This window comes from Streptomyces aurantiaciflavus, assembly GCF_049808595.1.
Taxonomy (GTDB): Bacteria; Actinomycetota; Actinomycetes; order Streptomycetales; family Streptomycetaceae; genus Streptomyces.
This window is the reverse complement of sequence record NZ_JBNCAQ010000038.1, coordinates 23,519-39,610: the sequence shown is the minus strand read 5'-3', so window position 1 is coordinate 39,610 and position 16,092 is coordinate 23,519. Positions and strand designations below refer to the sequence as shown.

Sequence of the window (16,092 nt, the reverse complement as noted above, 5' to 3'; positions counted from 1 at the left end):
CGGCCGGACCCAGGCACCATCGTCCGTGGTGATCCGTCGGCTCACCATCCGGACGCCTCCGACGGGTGACCTGTCCTGGGGTCCAGGGCCCTGCTGCGAGTGACCTGTGCTGGGCGTCCAGGGCCCTGCTCGACGTCGGGAGAGCTGCACTACGCTCACCGCTCGTCAGCGGGCAAGCACCGGGGAGGGGCCATGGCGGAGGAGCTGAGCGCGGCGGCGGAGGCCGTCGTCGAGCTGAGATACGAGCTGGGGCAGCCGGACTGGTCCGACGCATTGAACGCACGCGCGCGGGCCCGGGGGATCAAGGGCCGACTGCGCGGACTGCTCCCGCCGGGGCTCCTCGCGGTGGCGGCGTGGGTGCTCACCGACAGCGTCCTGATCGCGGCGGTCACCGTCCTCGGCGGTCTGTTCGGCCTCGTCCTGCGGGCCGGCGTCCTGGCCGCGCGGCATGCCAGGATGAGCGCTCCGCTGGGGCCCTGGACCGTGACCGTCGCCGACTCCGACGACGCTGTGCGGATCGCCGGCACGGACCTGGTGACCCGCCGGGGCTGGAAGAGCCTCGGCGGGTACGTGGAGTCCGCCGCCGGATTCGTCCTGCTGACACCCGCGCCGTACCTGCTCGTCGGGCACTATCTGCCGAAGCGTGCCATGACCAAGGACGACACCGACCGGCTGCGCGGCATCCTCGACCGCCACCTGCCCCGCCACGGCAGCCGTCCGCCCGAGCACTGAGCCTCGGTAGGGTCCGCGCGGTTTCGTACCAGGGAGGGATCGGGCTACTGCTGAGGAGCGTGTTCCTCGCACTGTGGATGGGGCAGTGGCTGGTCTCCACCGTGGGCCGCGGGAGTGTCGACGTGGTCTCGACCGTTCTGTTCTTGTTCGTCGTCCTGGTGGTGTGGGGGTATCCGCGGCTCCAGGCCGCCCACGTGCAGCGGCTCATCGGATGGCAGGGCGACTACCGCGCCACCGTGTCCCCGACCGGGATCACCTGCCGCAGCGACCACAGCACGCTGGTCCAGCAGTGGTCCGTCTTCCAGGGTTACCGGGAGACGGCCCGCCACTTCGTCCTGCTCAGCCGGGACCCCAACATCATGTGCCTCGATGTCCTGCCCAAGCGGGGAGTGCGGGACGCCGGGGACCTCGACCGGCTGCGGGCCGTCCTGGACCAGCACACCCCTCGCGTGTGACGCACGTGACAGGCGCCGGCACGGCGGTTCGGTGTCAGTGATGTGGTTCGAGCTTGTTCAGGCAGACGGTGGTCCGCTCGGTCTTGCCAAGCGGGTCGAGCAGGTCGGACTTGTTACCGCAGCGCACGTTCTGCCAGCCGTTCTGGGCCGTGCTGGATTCCGATACCGGTGAGGTTCCGCTCTCGGCCTGTACGCGATGCCGTTCCTCGTCGTAGCGGGCGCCGTTGTGAGGTGTGTCCTCCGCGACGCAGGTGACCTTCTTGCGGATGGCGCCCAGGTTGACGGTGACGGTGTCCGCGCTGTTGCCGCAGTGCAGGTTCTGCCTACCGCTCTGGGCGGTGTTGATCTGCGATCCGCCGGAAACGCCGCCCTCGGTCCTGACGGCATCGTCGGATACCGCCTTCGGCGAGGGGGCTTCGGACCGGCCGGACCGACGGGGTGGGGCTGTTGCCCTGCACTCCGTCTCCTCCTCGATGGTGCCCAGGAGATTGACGGTGACGGTGTCCGCGCTGTTGCCGCAGTGCAGGTTCTGCCTGCCCCGCTGAGCCGTGTTGATCTGCGACCCTGCCGAGTTGCCGCCGAGGACGGTGGGCAGCTCGTGCCCCGAGCCGTGTCCACTGTCGGTCCTGTCGACTGGGTGGTCGTCCTCCACACAGCGGGCGCGCCGCACCATGTCGCCTGCGACGTTGACAGTGACTAGATCCGCGGAGTTGCCGCAGTCCCGGTTCTGCTGCCCCTGCTGAACCGTGTTGAGTTCCCCAGCCATGGAGACGACGGCGCCCAGAGCACTGGCTGGAGCACTGGAGGTGACCAACGGCACCCCGGCGACCAGCACGAGCAGCGCGGGCCGCACCGCTCGGCGCGCCCTGACTTTCCGGTGCTTCACGGGCGAGCCCGCCGGTCTTCATGCCGGCCCTTGTCAGAACCGGGCTCCTCATAGCCGTGATGGTGGTGGCCCGGGCCGTCGTTTTCGGAAAGATCGAGATTTCCGCACTGGACGCTGGAGTCACGACTGGACCCGACGCTGTCCAGGAACTCGGACGAGTTCCCACAGGAGTTCAGTTGCTTGCCGCTCTGTGCGGTGTTCTGCTGGAACAGATCACCGGCCGCATCGCCACCCACGACCTTGGCGTCTCCGGTCGTGAACGAGGTCTTCTTCCCGTTGCGCGAGAAATCGGCGTTCACGCAGGAAGTGCGCGTCTGATCGGTCACTTCGGAATCGGTCAGGGTCTGTGAGGGGCCGGCGCAGGCGTTGGCCTGCTTGGCGCTCTGCGCGGTGTTCTGTTGCGTCAGATCTCCTGTCGCGTCGCCGCCTTCGACCTGAGCATGCCCCGTGCTCGTGGATGAGCCCGCCCCGTTGCGCGAACCATCCTTGTTCACGCACGACGCGTCCGACGTCTCGTCGATCCTGGATTCGAGGACCGGCCCTCGGAGCGGGTTGGCGCAGGCATTGGCCTGCCTGCCGCTTTGGGCCGTGTTCTGCTGGGCGTCGCCGACTGAGCCGCCACCACCCTCGGCGGCGGCGCCGCCGGAAGTGAACGACGAGCCCTTCCCGTTGTGGGAATCATCAGCGTTCACGCACCTGCTGCTCCGCTCCCGGTCGACAAACGAGCCGGTGAACGGACTGCTCCTGACGTTCTGGTGTGGATTTTCGCAGGAGTTGAGCTGCTTTCCGCTCTGGGCGGTGTTCTGCTGAAGGAGCACCCCGTCGCCGCCGTGAGCGGTGGCACCGCCGGCAGACACAGAGGATCCCTTTCCGTTGCGGGACGCATCAGCGTTCACACACGTTGACGAGAACTTCTGAGCGGCGATGGCAGGAGAGAACAGTTCTTGCGGATTGGCGCAGGCGTTGGCCTGTTTGCCGCTCTGGGCGGTGTTCTGCTGATGGGATGCCCCATCGCCGCCCTGAGCGGTTGCGCCCCCGGAAGAAACAGAGGATCCCTTTCCGTTGCGGGACGCATCGGCGTTCAAGCAGGAAGCACTCGCCTCCTGATCGATACGACTTCTGGTGCCCACGCTCTCTTGGCGGTCGGCGCAGGCGTTGGCCTGCTTGGCACTCTGCGCGTTGTTCTGCTGAATCACTCCGAACTGGCGGTCACCGCCTTCGGCTGTGACGGCACCGGCGTCGGTAGAGGATCCCCTGCCGTTGTGTGAGACATCGGCATTGCGGCATGAGGTATCGGCGTGCACGTCGGAGCTGGAGGAGAAGTCCTCGAACGTCGCGTTGACAGAGTTGACGGGGCTGGCGCAGGCGTTGGCCTGCTTGGCGCTTTGGGCGGTGTTCTGCTGGATCAGGTCACCGGTCGCGCTGTCACCGCCCTGTGCGTGTGCGGTACTGGTTCGGGATGCGGCGCCCTCGGATCGTGACGCGTCGAAGTTGCGGCACTGTGCTTCCCGCTCGCTGTCGGACGTGGCCTCCCCGCTGAGCACCTCAACGGGGTTGGCGCAGGCGTTGGCCTGCTGCGCGCTTTGGGCGGTGTTCTGCTGGAACAGGTCACCGGCCGCGGCGTCGCCCCCCTGGGCACTCGCGTCACCGTTCCTGCTGGACAAACCGCCACGGTTTTTCGAAAGGTCGGCGTTTCCACACCCGGTGGTCGTCGCCTGGTCATGCCGGTTGAGCTCAGGAAACATGGTCGTCAGATCAGCTGATTCGAGCGGTTGCTCACAGTGATTGACCTGCTTGGCGTTCTGTGCCGTGTCCTGCTGCTGCACCGCGACACCGTCACCGCCCTGCGCCTCGGCGTCCCCGGTGTGGGCGTAAGCGGTTTTGAGACTGGCGAACAACACAGCGCTTCCCACCAGAGTCACCGCGGCCGCGTTCTTGAGTCGTCGCACAACTTCTCCCTACGAAAGGCGCCTGACGCGCCGTGGCCAACGGCTCGCATGTGCGGCAGGTCACAGGGGGAGTCGGTGCAGCCACCCATAAGCACCAATGGCGGCACCGCTGGGTGGCCGCCGCCCTGGCGGCGAGGCACGCGTCAGACGCAGCTCCCACCCCGGCTGCCCTGCAGAACCGTGCCGGCCGCGCTGTAGGAACCGGACGACCCGGCTGCCAACCGCCTCCGCGTACCGGCCGCCGCTGACGACGTGGTGGGTGCCCGGACCTGGGAGACGACGCACTGGGCACCCGAGCACCGCTTCCACGGACCGCCGGGTTGTCCCCGCGTCGCCGCCCACGCCCTCGCGGCCCACGACGCCCTGCTCGGCCACGACCAACGCGACCTGGTAGCGCTCGGTGCTGTACACGGGGTCGGTCAGCAGGTCGCTCAAGTACCCGAGGCGTACCCAGTTGCGGTAGTCATTGCCCGCCGCCGTGTCGAGGCCGCCGACCGACACCACCCAGTTCTGCTTGCCGCCGGGCAGCTCGGGCGGGGTCCGCCTGGGCCGGGCCCGCCGTCACCAGCAGGTCGGCGACCAGCGCGAACGCGCCGAGCAGTGCTCTCACGGCTCCCGCGGCTCTCCGAAAAAAGCCTCCGTGCGTGCGACGCCTCGACGTCCGCTCACCCGTTCCACGGTCGTCCCGCCCGCGGAGTGACACTCCGGGGCAGCTCAGCGCTGTAGGAGTGCCGCCTGTGTGACAGGCGGTGTCCTTGTGCACGGTTTCTAGGGGTGGGGTAGTTGAGTCCACGCAGCACGCGTGCGTACAGACCGATGAGCATGAAGCGCCGAGCCTGGCTGACGGTGGGCGCGGTCCTGCTGAGCGGCGCCGGTGTCGTCACGTACGCCATCGCCGATCCGGGTACGCAGGCCGGCGGCGGCAAGGAGGCGGGCCGTAAGCCCGCCATGCACACGTTGAAGCTCAAGGATCACGGCGGTGGCCGCAGGGGACTGGGTCAGCGGGAGACGGAACGTTTCAGCGCCGTCGTCGTGACCTGGAACGACGAGCGCGCCAGGGCGAAGGGCACGCCGGAGGTCCGCACCCGGGACCTGGAGACCGGCGCCTGGTCCGACTGGCAGAAGCTGCCCCCGGACCCGAACCAGGCCGACGGCGCCGAGGGCGAGCGGGTGGCCCTGCGCGGCGCCACCGAGTCGGTGTGGACCGGTGACTCCGACGGCGTCGAGGTGCGCGTGGTGAACGCCGACGGCACCGAGGCGGCCGGCCAGCCCACCGGGATGGACATCCGTCTGATCGACCCCGGCACCGACCCGAAGGGCACGGGTACGTCCGCCCTGACACCCGCCGCCTTCGTGGCGGACGGGACGACCGATCCCACGGACACCGCCTCGCCGTCGGATTCCGTCTCGCCGGGCGACAGCGGCACGCCCACCGACTCCGCCGCGCCGAGCGACTCCGCCGCGCCGACGGACTCGGCCTCGCCGACCGACTCCGCGAGCCCCGCCGACAGCGCCTCGCCGTCCGCCTCCGGCTCGCCCTCGGGCTCCGCCTCGCCCTCCCCCACCGCCACGGTCCCGGCGCCCCGCCCCTCCACGGTGGCGAAGCCGCCGATCATCACCCAGGCGCAGTGGGGCGCCGGCACGAACTACGACGGCACACCGAGCTACGGCACGGAGATCAAGGCCGCCGTCATCCACCACACCGGTGTGAGCAGCGACAACACGATCTCCTGCGCCGAGTCGGCGGCCCGGCTGCGCTCCATCCAGCAGGCGCACATCGCCCAGGGCTACTTCGACATCGGCTACAACTTCGTCGTCGACAAGTGCGGTCAGATCTTCGAGGGCCGCAGCGGCGGCGTCGACCTGCCGGTGATCGGCGCCCACGACATCGGCTTCAACACCAACACGGTCGGCATCTCCTACCTCGGCAACTACGAGACGGCCACCCCGAGCCGGGCCGGCCTCGACGCGATCGCCCGGATCGTCGCGTGGAAGTTCGGGATGTACGGGATCGACCCGACCGGCACGGTCACGCTGACCTCCGGCAGCGCCAAGGGCGTCGACGGCAACCTCGTCGAGAAGGGCACCTCGATCACCGTCCCGCGCGTCCTCGGCCACCGCGACACCAACGCCACGGCCTGCCCGGGCAAGAACCTGTATCCGAAGCTCGGCCTGATCAGGGCGCTCGCCAAGACCCCGGGCATCTCGCACGCCCTGCCCACCGCCGACTACAACCGGGACGGCATCGCCGACCTGGTCGCCGGCACCCCGCGCGCCAACTCGGTGACGGTGGTCCCGGGCAGCCTCACCGGCCCGGCGGCGGCGAAGAGGCTGGCCATCACCCAGAACAGCGCGGGCGTTCCCGGCGCCACCGAGTCCGGTGACAACTTCGGCGCCGCGACCGCCTGGGGCGACGTCAACGGCGACGGCCGCGCGGACCTCGCGATCGGCGCGCCCGGCGAGGACGACGGCGCCGGCACCGACCGCGGCTCGGTCACCGTGCTGTACGGCCCCGCCCTCAACTCCGGCTTCTCGTACGCCACCACGGGCGTCACGGCGGCCGGCGCGAAGCTCGGCTCGGCCGTCACGGTCGGCGACTTCAACGGCGACGGCAAGGCCGACGTGTTCGCGGCCGGCGCCGGCCGGGGCGGCAACTGGAACGTCCGGCTGACCGGCGGCGCCACCCAGTACGGCACGCTCACCGCCGCCACCGGCGCGGTCGCCTACCTGGACGCGGCGACCGGCGACTTCAACCGGGACGGCTACGCCGACGTCGCCCTCAACTACCGCGACACCGGCGGCATCGGCCGCGTGGTCCGCTTCGCCGGCTCGAAGACCGGCCTGACCAAGGCCGGCGTGATCTCCGTCAAGGGCGGCCGCTCGATCGCCGCCGGTGACATCAACGGCAACGGCTACGACGACATCGTCATCGGCCAGCCGGTCGCCGTCGAGTCCGGCGCCAAGTCGGGCGGTCAGGTGACGATGCTCCAGGGCACCGCCACCGGCTTCACCACGACCGGCATGGCCGTGATCCACCAGGACACGGCCTACGTGTCCGAGGTCAACGAGTCCGGCGACCTGTTCGGCGCCTCGGTCTCGGTCGGCGACTTCAACGCCGACGGCTTCGCGGACGCCCTCGTCGGCGCCCCCGGCGAGGACCTGGCCCGCGACGGCGTGAACCGGGGTGACGCGGGCGACGGCTATCTCTTCAAGGGCACCGCCTCCGGCCTCACCGGCTCCGGTTCGATCCGTGTCTCGCAGGACACCTCCGGCATCCCCGGCTCCACCGAGACCAGCGACAAGTTCGGCTCGGCGGTCACCCTCACCGACCTCTCCGGCTACGGCCGCGCCGACCTCACCTTCGGCGCGGAGGGCGAGGACACCGGCAACGGCCTGCTCACGTACCTCCCGAGCGGCAGCACCGGCCTGGACTACGCCCACAGCGTGGCCCTGAGCCGAACGGCCGTGGGCACCCCGGCGGCGGCCCGCCTGGGCCAGTTCCTGACGCCGTAGCCTCCGGCACCGGACACGGACAGGGCCCCCGCGCTTCCCGCACGGGGGCCCTTCCCGTTCCACGGCGTCAGCGGCGCCGTAGCACCACCACACTGCCCACCAGCTTGTCGTGCAGCCCCTGCCGCCGGTCGCCGAGCCTCATCGCGGTGACGTGGACGACCAGGAGCACCGGCACCGCGTTGACGAAGAGGTTGCTCAGGTGACGTGCGACGGCTGCCCCGTACCGGAGCCGTTGCCCGTCGGCGGCCCGGACCACCTCCACGCCCAGGAGCCGCTTGCCCGGGGTGGCGCCCCACCGCGACACGCTCAGCGGGGAGTACAGCAGGAGGAAGGCGAGCGCCCATCCGGCCGCCGCTCCCAGCCACGCGTCGCCGAGGTCCAGCGCGCCGAGCACCCGGTCCAGGGCGGTCAGCGGGCCGAGGACCACAGCGACGCCGATCGCGAGATCGACGGCCGCGGCGCCCCCGCGCCGCAGCGGCTCGGCCGGGACGCCGTGCACCGAGGCGGCGGCGGACGGAGGCGCCGGGTAGCCGGAGGGCTCCGGGAGGACCGCCGACACGCGCGGGCCCGCCGAGGCCCGGGAGCGCGTCATCTGCGGCCCCCGCCCATCGCGTCCCGGCACAGCAGGCGCAGGGAGCCGTGGCCGGCGAAGCAGCGGCGGGCCTCGTCGATCGGGTCCCAGAGGCGGCCGTCGGGGGTGCGGACCCAGTGGTCGCCGCCCGTCGCCCACCACTCGGCGCCGGTCTGCCGGACGATCACCTCACCGGCGTACGCCCCGAGCCCGCGCAGCACGCCCTCCACGGCCGCGTACGGCGTGTCCTCGCGGCGCAGGTCGTCGATGAACCGGTCGACGCGCCACAGGCTCTGCGCCGAGTGGTCGAGGTGCAGCCGCGCGCCCTCGCGGAGCACGGCGACGGCGTCCGCCGCCCATCGCACGGGTTTCACGGCGGCGTGGGGCCGGCCCTGCTGGGTCTGCCGCGTCTGCTGGGGCTGGGCATGCCGGAGCGTCGCGCTCGTGGGGTAGGCAGTCACACAGGGAAAAGCGTCACGCGTGCTTGTTCTATTACCGGCGTTCCGGACCTTCCCCAGGACCGGCGCAGGACCGACCCACCTCCCCCGCACGAGGGACACGGGAGTGACACTTCCGGGGCTCGGTGCGCTCCCCCAGTGATGAGCGCGTACCTCCACCTCCGTGCCGTGCCGTCCCCGGCACTGCGCAACAGCGCGAACTGGCTGCGAAGGCTCTTCGCCGACGACGAGACCACCGTGCGGGACCGGGTCGACCGGCACCGGGAGGAGGTCCTGGACGACCACTACCGCGACCACCAGCTCCTCTACGCCGACGCCCTGCCCGAGCACACCGACGCGGGCCCCGGCGCCCATGTGGTGCTCGGCGGCCAGCGGGTGTTCGCGACCGAGCCGAAGCAGCCGCCGTTCCTGCTGCTCACGGCGGCCCAGACGGCAAGGGTGGCCGCGTTCCTGGCCGCGGCCGACTTCGAGGAGCTGTGGCGCCCGGCCCGCGCCGAGCTGCTGCCCCGCTACGGCGGCCCCGCCGAGGAACCGCGCACACGGGCCGTGTTCGCCTCGGCGCACCGCGATCTGACGGCCTTCTACACGACGACCGCGCGCTACGGCGACGCGGTGGTGAAGTGCCTGCGCACGTAGACGCCCTCGCACAGGGGCCCTCCTTGGGAGCCCGCACACGAGTCGCCGTCAGGTGAGCCGACGGGTCACTTCCGGCCGCGGGCCCGCCGCGACACCACCGCCCGCAGCACGCGCCGCCCCTCCGTGGACACCTCCAGGGCCCGGCGCAGTCCGCCCGCGCCGTGCCCGGCGAGGACCTCCAGGACGGCGACCTGACGGCGCAGCTCGGCGGCGACGAGCGGCGGCATGCCCTCCGTGGCGCCCGCGCGGCGGGAGTCGAGCGGGGACGGGTCGTCGGCGGGGTCGAGGAGCCGGTGGATCTGGAGCGAGGCGACCGAGCAGGCGTCGGCCCAGATCCGCAGATCGGCGCCGGTCCGCTCGGCGGGGGCCGCTTCGAGCATCCGCCGGGCGAGCAGCACGGCCTCGTCGCCGTCCTCACCGGACACGTCCGCGCCGGCGTCGAGCTTGCCGCGCACCTGCTCCAGCAGCCCGCCCCAGTCGGCCGCGTCGGAGGCGTCCGTGAGGTTCCCCCACAGCGGGCGCAGGATCTCGTCGTCGCCGCCCAGGAGGGGCACGCACCGATCCAGACAAGCCAGCCCGCTCGCGGCCAGCCCACGTTCGTCGGCCCGTGCTATGAGGTCCACCAGGCTCATTCACGCCTCCCTGTCCAGGGCGCCATCCTTACGGAGCCCGCGCTTCCCCTTACTGCGTGCGACAGCCCGGGAGTGTCACAGCGCGGACAGGGCAAGCTTTTCAGCCAATGAGCGACCGGCCGGCACCGGCCCCCGCGGCGCCTTCCCGCGCCGCGGTTCACCCGGTCCGCGCGTCCACCGGTTCCGGCTCAGCCCAGCCGGTCCGCCAGCGCCCCGAACTGCGCCCAGGTCAGCGTCGGCCGGCCCGGGTCCCACAGTTTCTGCACGGTCGCCCGCAGCGGCATCCGGATGCCGGCCGCGACCTGGTCCTGCGTCTGGGAGTTCGCGAGGTCGCACCAGACGGCGAAGGTCGCGCCGAGGATCTGGCCGTCGTACCGGGCCGGGACGGGCGTCGTGCCGCGCAGGACCCGCGGGGTCCACTGCTCGTAGATGCGCCGGCCGGTCGGGTAGACGAAGGTCTGCGGCTCGCCGAGGACGTAGTACAGGTACTCGTCGTTGTAGTTGACGACCTTGCGCCCCGCGCTCAGGTACTCCGCCGGCGGTCGCGCCCCGATCTCCTTGCCCGTCCAGTACGCGACCACCAGGTCGTCGGCGGCCTTCACCGACGTCCCCCGGAAGAAGCCGTCGTTCCAGGCCCGCATGGTGCGGTCGTGGGCGCGGACGGTGTCGGCGCGGTCGTTGAGCCAGCCGGTGGCGAGGTCGGCGACGGTCGCTCCGGAGCCGTGGGCCTCGCGGGCGGCGGCGGCGAGCTGCGGGTAGGAGGCCTCCGGGTCGGAGACCGTCAGGGCCTGGTACTCGTCGCCGCCGAGATGCCACTGGCCGCCGGGGAACAGTCCGGCGTACTCGTCCAGCAGGTCGTCCAGGAGGGCCGCGGAGGCGTCCTTGGAGATGTCGATCGCCCCGCGCGTCGGCACCCCCTGCGCGTTGCGCAACTGCAGTTCGGGGTGGGCGGCGAGGACGGCGCCCAGATGCCCGGGCGAGTCGATCTCGGGCACGACGGTGATGTGCCGGCTCGCCGCGAGGTCGACGATCCCCTTCACCTGCGCCTTCGTCAGGTGCTGCGGGGAGACGATCTCGGGGTGCGTGTCGGACTCGATGCGGAAGGCCTGGTCGTCGGAGAAGTGCAGCCCGAGCTGGTTGAACTTCAGGTCGCCCAGCTCCCGGATCCGGTCCTCGATCCAGTCGGCCGTGAAGTGCTTGCGCGCGATGTCCAGCATGAGCCCGCGCTGCGCCTTGGCCGGCTCGTCCCGCACGACCCCCTCCGGCGCCGTACCCCCGCCGCGCACCTCCTGCTTCAGCGTCCGGGTGCCGTAGAACACCCCCGCGTCCGACGGCCCGCTGACGGTCACCCGCCCGCCGCGCACGGTCATGGTGTACGACTCCGGATTCGCCCCCTCGTCGTCGTTCAGCGCCAGCCGCAGATCCCCGGCCCGTACGTCGTTGCGCTCCCCCGCGTACTTCATCCCCAGCTCACCGGCGATCAGCCGCCCCTCGTCGGCGAGGTCCGCGTCGCTCACCACCACCCTGTGCCCGCCGGCCGGCCGCCACCCCGGACCACGTGCCGGGGTGTGCGCGCGGACGGCCGGAATGGTCTGCGGGGCCTGCGAGAGGGCGTACGACCGCGTGGGCGTGGGAGTGGCCGCCGTCCCGGTCCCGGCCTGCTCGCCGCGTTGCGGTGCGGACGCGGCCTCGCTGGTCCGCCGCGCCGCGGCCGACCCCGCCGGCGCCCGGCTGTCGCCGTCGTCGGAGGCCCACACCCCCACACCTGCCCCGAGAACGACGACGAGACCGCCGGCCAGCAGGGCCCGCCGCACCACCTTTCCCTGCGGGTTCCTCTCCGGCGCCCGGCGCCGGTGCCTGTGCCTGCTCACCCAGCCAACCTACGACCGCAGCCCGGTCGAAGCGCGCGGAAGGGGTCCACCGCGCCTTCCGAAACTCTCTCTTTCGTGTGAAATTCGGGCAAGCGACGGACACGTCATGACCACTCTCGATAACGTGACGTCACACCTTTCACCACATCCCCTGCCACACCACACGTGACGCGAGGATTCCACGCTGCCTGCGCACCGCCTCTCCCATCACCCGGGCCGAGCCGTCATACCGACGCTCCCTGAGCAGGCCCGGCCCTCCGCGAACCCGCTGGAGGCGTTCAACAGGGCCCCCGCCGAAGAGGCCCACCGCACCCTCCTCACCTGCCTCCGCAGCGACCCGTGGGCCCAGCGCATCACGGCCCACCGCCCCTACCCCACCCTGGACGCCCTCCTCGCCGCGTCCGACGAGGCCTCCTACGACCTCACCCCGGCCGACCTGGTGGAAGCCCTGGCAGGCGAGCCCCTCCCGGCCCTGCCGGCCGACGCGTACGGAGCGGCCCACACGGCCCTCGACGCGGCCCACGCCGCCTACGAGTCCCGCTTCGGCCACACCTTCGTCCTCTACCTGGGCGACACACCCCCCGAGGAAACCCTCGACCACGCCCTGGAAGCCATCCGGTCACGATTGACAAACGATCCGGAGAAGGAACGGGAGGTCACGGCAGAGGAACTCCGGCGCCTCGCAAGGGGGCGGTTGACGGAGACCCTCAGGGGCGCGGGGCTGTAATCGATGTGCGGCTACCGCCGCGTGGTCGCGACCAGCCACAACGCTCCCGCAGGCGGCAAATAACAGGACACACCACCTCGGATGCCGCCGACGGTAACCCAAACGCGTGCCACTTTGATCACACCGTGAGACCCCCGCTCAGCGCCGCAGGAACACGTCGCTACGATGCTGGGGGCCGGTGGACCATACCCGGCCGGGCCCGTCCGACACCGAAGCCGGCAGGCCCCAGTCCCCGCTCCCGGAGGGTTCTTCCGTGCCGGCTGGAACGCTGTACCGCGGCCGGGAAGGAATGTGGTCCTGGGTGGCTCACCGAGTCACCGGCGTCCTCATCTTCTTCTTCCTGTTCGTACACGTGCTGGACACCGCTCTCGTGCGTGTCTCCCCCGAGGACTACGACAAGGTCGTAGCCACGTACAAGACGCCGATCGTGGCCGTGCTGGAGTATGGCCTCGTCGCCGCCATCCTCTTCCACGCGCTCAACGGCCTGCGCGTCATCGCCGTCGACTTCTGGTCGAAGGGGCCGCGCTACCAGAAGCAGATGTTCTGGGCCGTCGCCATCGTCTGGATCGTGCTGATGCTCGGGGCGATCTACCCCGTCCTCGGTCACGCCGCTCGTGAAGTCTTCGGGAGCTGAGGCAGATGGCCACCACTGAAACCACCGCGTCCGGGATCGGCCCCGTCGAGGGCGGTTCCGTCTACAACGTCGACAACCCGGCGCCCGTGATCGAGGCCCCGCGCAAGCGCACCAAGAAGACCCCGAAGTCCACGCGGGGCAACTTCGAGATGGCCGCCTGGCTGTTCATGCGCCTGTCCGGCATCGTGCTGGTCGTCCTGGTCATCGGCCACCTGCTGATCCAGCTGGTGCTCGACGGCGGCGTCTCGAAGATCGGCTTCGCCTTCGTGGCCGGCCGCTGGGCCTCCCCGTTCTGGCAGGTCTGGGACCTGCTGATGCTGTGGCTCGCGATGCTGCACGGCGCCAACGGCCTGCGCACGGTCATCAACGACTACGCGGAGCGCGCGAACACCCGGCTGTGGCTGAAGGGCCTGCTCTACACCGCCACGGTGTTCACCATCCTGCTGGGCACGCTGGTGATCTTCACCTTCGACCCGAACATCCGCTAGGCACGGGGCTGCGAGAATCATGAAGATCCACAAGTACGACACCGTCATCGTCGGCGCCGGTGGCGCCGGTATGCGCGCGGCCATCGAGTCGACGAAGCGCAGCCGCACCGCGGTCCTGACGAAGCTCTACCCCACCCGCTCCCACACGGGCGCCGCGCAGGGCGGCATGGCCGCCGCGCTGGCCAACGTGGAGGAGGACAACTGGGAGTGGCACACCTTCGACACGGTCAAGGGCGGTGACTACCTGGTCGACCAGGACGCCGCCGAGATCCTGGCGAAGGAGGCCATCGACTCCGTCCTCGACCTGGAGAAGATGGGCCTGCCGTTCAACCGGACGCCCGACGGGACGATCGACCAGCGCCGCTTCGGCGGTCACAGCCGTAACCACGGCGAGGCCCCGGTCCGCCGCTCCTGCTACGCGGCCGACCGCACCGGCCACATGATCCTCCAGACGCTGTACCAGAACTGCGTGAAGGAGGGCGTGGAGTTCTTCAACGAGTTCTACGTCCTGGACCAGCTGATCACCGAGGAGGACGGCGTCAAGAAGTCCGCCGGTGTGGTCGCCTACGAGCTGGCCACCGGTGAGATCCACGTCTTCCAGGCGAAGGCCGTGATCTACGCGTCCGGCGGCTGCGGCAAGTTCTTCAAGGTGACGTCCAACGCGCACACGCTGACCGGTGACGGCCAGGCGGCCGTGTACCGGCGCGGGCTGCCGCTGGAGGACATGGAGTTCTTCCAGTTCCACCCGACCGGCATCTGGCGCATGGGCATCCTGCTGACGGAGGGCGCCCGTGGTGAGGGCGGCATCCTGCGCAACAAGGACGGCGAGCGCTTCATGGAGAAGTACGCGCCGGTCATGAAGGACCTCGCGTCCCGTGACGTCGTCTCCCGCTCCATCTACACGGAGATCCGTGAGGGCCGCGGCTGCGGTCCCGAGGGCGACCACGTCTACCTGGACCTGACGCACCTCCCGCCGGAGCAGCTGGACGCCAAGCTCCCGGACATCACCGAGTTCGCGCGCACCTACCTGGGCATCGAGCCGTACACCGACCCGATCCCGATCCAGCCCACCGCGCACTACGCGATGGGCGGCATCCCCACGAACGTCGAGGGTGAGGTGCTCTCCGACAACACCACGGTCGTCCCGGGCCTGTACGCGGCCGGCGAGGTCGCGTGTGTGTCGGTGCACGGCGCCAACCGTCTGGGCACCAACTCGCTGCTGGACATCAACGTGTTCGGCCGCCGCGCCGGCATCGCCGCCGCCGAGTACTCCCAGAAGGCCGACTTCGTCGAGCTGCCGGAGAACCCGGCGTCCCTGGTGGAGGAGCAGATCGAGCGGCTGCGCACCTCGACAGGGACCGAGCGGGTGGCGACGCTGCGGCGCGAGCTGCAGGAGACCATGGACGCCAACGTCATGGTGTTCCGCACCGAGCAGACGATCAAGACGGCCGTCGAGAAGATCGCCGAGCTGCGCGAGCGCTACAAGAACGTGGCGATCCAGGACAAGGGCAAGCGGTTCAACACCGACCTGCTGGAGGCCATCGAGCTGGGCAACCTGCTCGACCTCGCCGAGGTCATGGCCGTGTCGGCGCTGGCCCGCAAGGAGTCCCGCGGCGGTCACTACCGCGAGGACTACCCGAACCGCGACGACGTCAACTTCATGCGCCACACCATGGCGTACCGCGAGGTCGGCGACGACGGCACCGAGACCGTCCGCCTCGACTACAAGCCGGTCGTCCAGACCCGCTACCAGCCGATGGAGCGTAAGTACTGATGGCTACCCCTGTCATGGACAAGGTCGAGGCGGATTCCGCGGCCTCTCCGTACATCACCGTCACCTTCCGGGTCCGCCGGTTCAACCCGGAGGTCTCGGCGGAGGCGACCTGGGAAGACTTCCAGCTGGAGATCGACCCCAAGGAGCGCGTCCTCGACGGCCTGCACAAGATCAAGTGGGACGTCGACGGCACGCTCACCTTCCGCCGCTCCTGCGCGCACGGCATCTGCGGCTCCGACGCGATGCGGATCAACGGCAAGAACCGCCTCGCGTGCAAGACGCTGATCAAGGACATCAACCCCGAGAAGCCGATCACGGTCGAGCCCATAAAGGGCCTCACGGTCCTGAAGGACCTGGTCGTGGACATGGAGCCGTTCTTCCAGGCGTACCGGGACGTCATGCCCTTCCTCATCACGAAGGACACGAACGAGCCGACGCGCGAGCGTCTGCAGTCCGCGGAGGACCGCGAGCGCTTCGACGACACCACGAAGTGCATCCTGTGCGCCGCCTGCACCTCCTCGTGCCCGGTGTTCTGGAACGACGGCCAGTACTTCGGCCCGGCCGCGATCGTCAACGCGCACCGCTTCATCTTCGACTCGCGTGACGAGGCCGGCGAGCAGCGCCTGGAGATCCTCAACGACAAGGACGGCGTGTGGCGTTGCCGCACGACGTTCAACTGCACGGACGCCTGCCCTCGCGGTATCGAGGTCACCAAGGCGATCCAGGAGGTCAAGCGGGCGCTGATCACGCGCCGCTACTGACGTCC

At 70.5% G+C, this 16,092-nt stretch carries 15 protein-coding genes; 9 read left to right on the top strand and 6 right to left on the bottom strand.

What is annotated here, in order from left to right; genetic code table 11:
* Positions 1-192: 192 nt before the first annotated feature.
* Complete coding sequence (locus ACPT94_RS34360) at positions 193-732, top strand: YcxB family protein (RefSeq protein ID WP_425247638.1); 540 nt, start codon at positions 193-195, stop codon at positions 730-732.
* A gap of 59 nt (positions 733-791) precedes the next feature.
* Entirely contained in the window at positions 792-1,187 is a 396-nt protein-coding gene (locus ACPT94_RS34355; protein ID WP_425247637.1) for a YcxB family protein, read from the top strand.
* Between the two features lie 34 nt (positions 1,188-1,221).
* Here the strand turns inward: ACPT94_RS34355 and ACPT94_RS34350 are convergent, their stop codons facing one another.
* On the bottom strand, positions 1,222-2,073 hold the full coding sequence (locus ACPT94_RS34350; RefSeq protein WP_425247636.1) for a hypothetical protein: 852 nt from the start codon (positions 2,071-2,073) through the stop codon (positions 1,222-1,224).
* Positions 2,070-4,022 carry a hypothetical protein gene (locus ACPT94_RS34345; RefSeq protein WP_425247635.1) on the bottom strand — a complete coding sequence of 651 codons (1,953 nt, stop codon included), beginning with the start codon at positions 4,020-4,022 and terminating at the stop codon, positions 2,070-2,072. Before ACPT94_RS34345 ends, ACPT94_RS34350 begins: the two co-directional genes overlap by 4 nt.
* A gap of 822 nt (positions 4,023-4,844) precedes the next feature.
* Between ACPT94_RS34345 and ACPT94_RS34340 the strand changes: the two genes are divergently transcribed.
* Entirely contained in the window at positions 4,845-7,535 is a 2,691-nt protein-coding gene (locus ACPT94_RS34340; protein ID WP_425247634.1) for an FG-GAP-like repeat-containing protein, read from the top strand.
* A 67-nt stretch (positions 7,536-7,602) separates the two neighbouring features.
* Here the strand turns inward: ACPT94_RS34340 and ACPT94_RS34335 are convergent, their stop codons facing one another.
* Positions 7,603-8,127 (bottom strand): RDD family protein, encoded by a 525-nt coding sequence (locus tag ACPT94_RS34335; RefSeq protein WP_360334922.1) that lies wholly within the window; start codon positions 8,125-8,127, stop codon positions 7,603-7,605.
* Complete coding sequence (locus tag ACPT94_RS34330) at positions 8,124-8,480, bottom strand: hypothetical protein (protein WP_360335212.1); 357 nt, start codon at positions 8,478-8,480, stop codon at positions 8,124-8,126. Before ACPT94_RS34330 ends, ACPT94_RS34335 begins: the two co-directional genes overlap by 4 nt.
* 225 nt (positions 8,481-8,705) lie before the next feature.
* Between ACPT94_RS34330 and ACPT94_RS34325 the strand changes: the two genes are divergently transcribed.
* Positions 8,706-9,200, top strand: coding sequence for a DUF1877 family protein (locus tag ACPT94_RS34325; RefSeq protein WP_360334924.1), 495 nt, complete (start codon positions 8,706-8,708; stop codon positions 9,198-9,200).
* 65 nt (positions 9,201-9,265) lie between these two features.
* Here ACPT94_RS34325 and ACPT94_RS34320 read toward each other — a convergent pair whose 3' ends face one another.
* Positions 9,266-9,832: a hypothetical protein gene (locus ACPT94_RS34320; protein ID WP_425247633.1), complete on the bottom strand. Its 567-nt coding sequence runs from the start codon at positions 9,830-9,832 to the stop codon at positions 9,266-9,268.
* A 188-nt stretch (positions 9,833-10,020) separates the two neighbouring features.
* On the bottom strand, positions 10,021-11,631 hold the full coding sequence (locus ACPT94_RS34315; protein WP_425247670.1) for a beta-N-acetylhexosaminidase: 1,611 nt from the start codon (positions 11,629-11,631) through the stop codon (positions 10,021-10,023).
* Positions 11,632-11,887: 256 nt separating this feature from the next.
* On the opposite strand from ACPT94_RS34315, the gene ACPT94_RS34310 reads away from it, so the two are divergent.
* The 5 genes from ACPT94_RS34310 (at position 11,888) to ACPT94_RS34290 (ending at position 16,087) form a co-directional block, all read left to right on the top strand.
* The gene (locus ACPT94_RS34310; protein ID WP_425247669.1) at positions 11,888-12,430 is read left to right on the top strand and encodes a 2-oxo-4-hydroxy-4-carboxy-5-ureidoimidazoline decarboxylase; all 543 of its coding nucleotides are present in this window, start codon (positions 11,888-11,890) and stop codon (positions 12,428-12,430) included.
* A 253-nt stretch (positions 12,431-12,683) separates the two neighbouring features.
* The gene (gene sdhC, locus ACPT94_RS34305) at positions 12,684-13,064 is read left to right on the top strand and encodes a succinate dehydrogenase, cytochrome b556 subunit (RefSeq protein ID WP_360334928.1); all 381 of its coding nucleotides are present in this window, start codon (positions 12,684-12,686) and stop codon (positions 13,062-13,064) included.
* Positions 13,065-13,069: 5 nt separating this feature from the next.
* Complete coding sequence (locus tag ACPT94_RS34300) at positions 13,070-13,552, top strand: succinate dehydrogenase hydrophobic membrane anchor subunit (protein WP_360334930.1); 483 nt, start codon at positions 13,070-13,072, stop codon at positions 13,550-13,552.
* A 19-nt stretch (positions 13,553-13,571) separates the two neighbouring features.
* Positions 13,572-15,326: a succinate dehydrogenase flavoprotein subunit gene (gene sdhA, locus ACPT94_RS34295; protein WP_360334932.1), complete on the top strand. Its 1,755-nt coding sequence runs from the start codon at positions 13,572-13,574 to the stop codon at positions 15,324-15,326.
* Positions 15,326-16,087 (top strand): succinate dehydrogenase iron-sulfur subunit, encoded by a 762-nt coding sequence (locus ACPT94_RS34290; RefSeq protein ID WP_360334934.1) that lies wholly within the window; start codon positions 15,326-15,328, stop codon positions 16,085-16,087. The genes sdhA and ACPT94_RS34290 overlap by 1 nt, the downstream gene beginning before the upstream one ends.
* Positions 16,088-16,092: the final 5 nt, after the last annotated feature.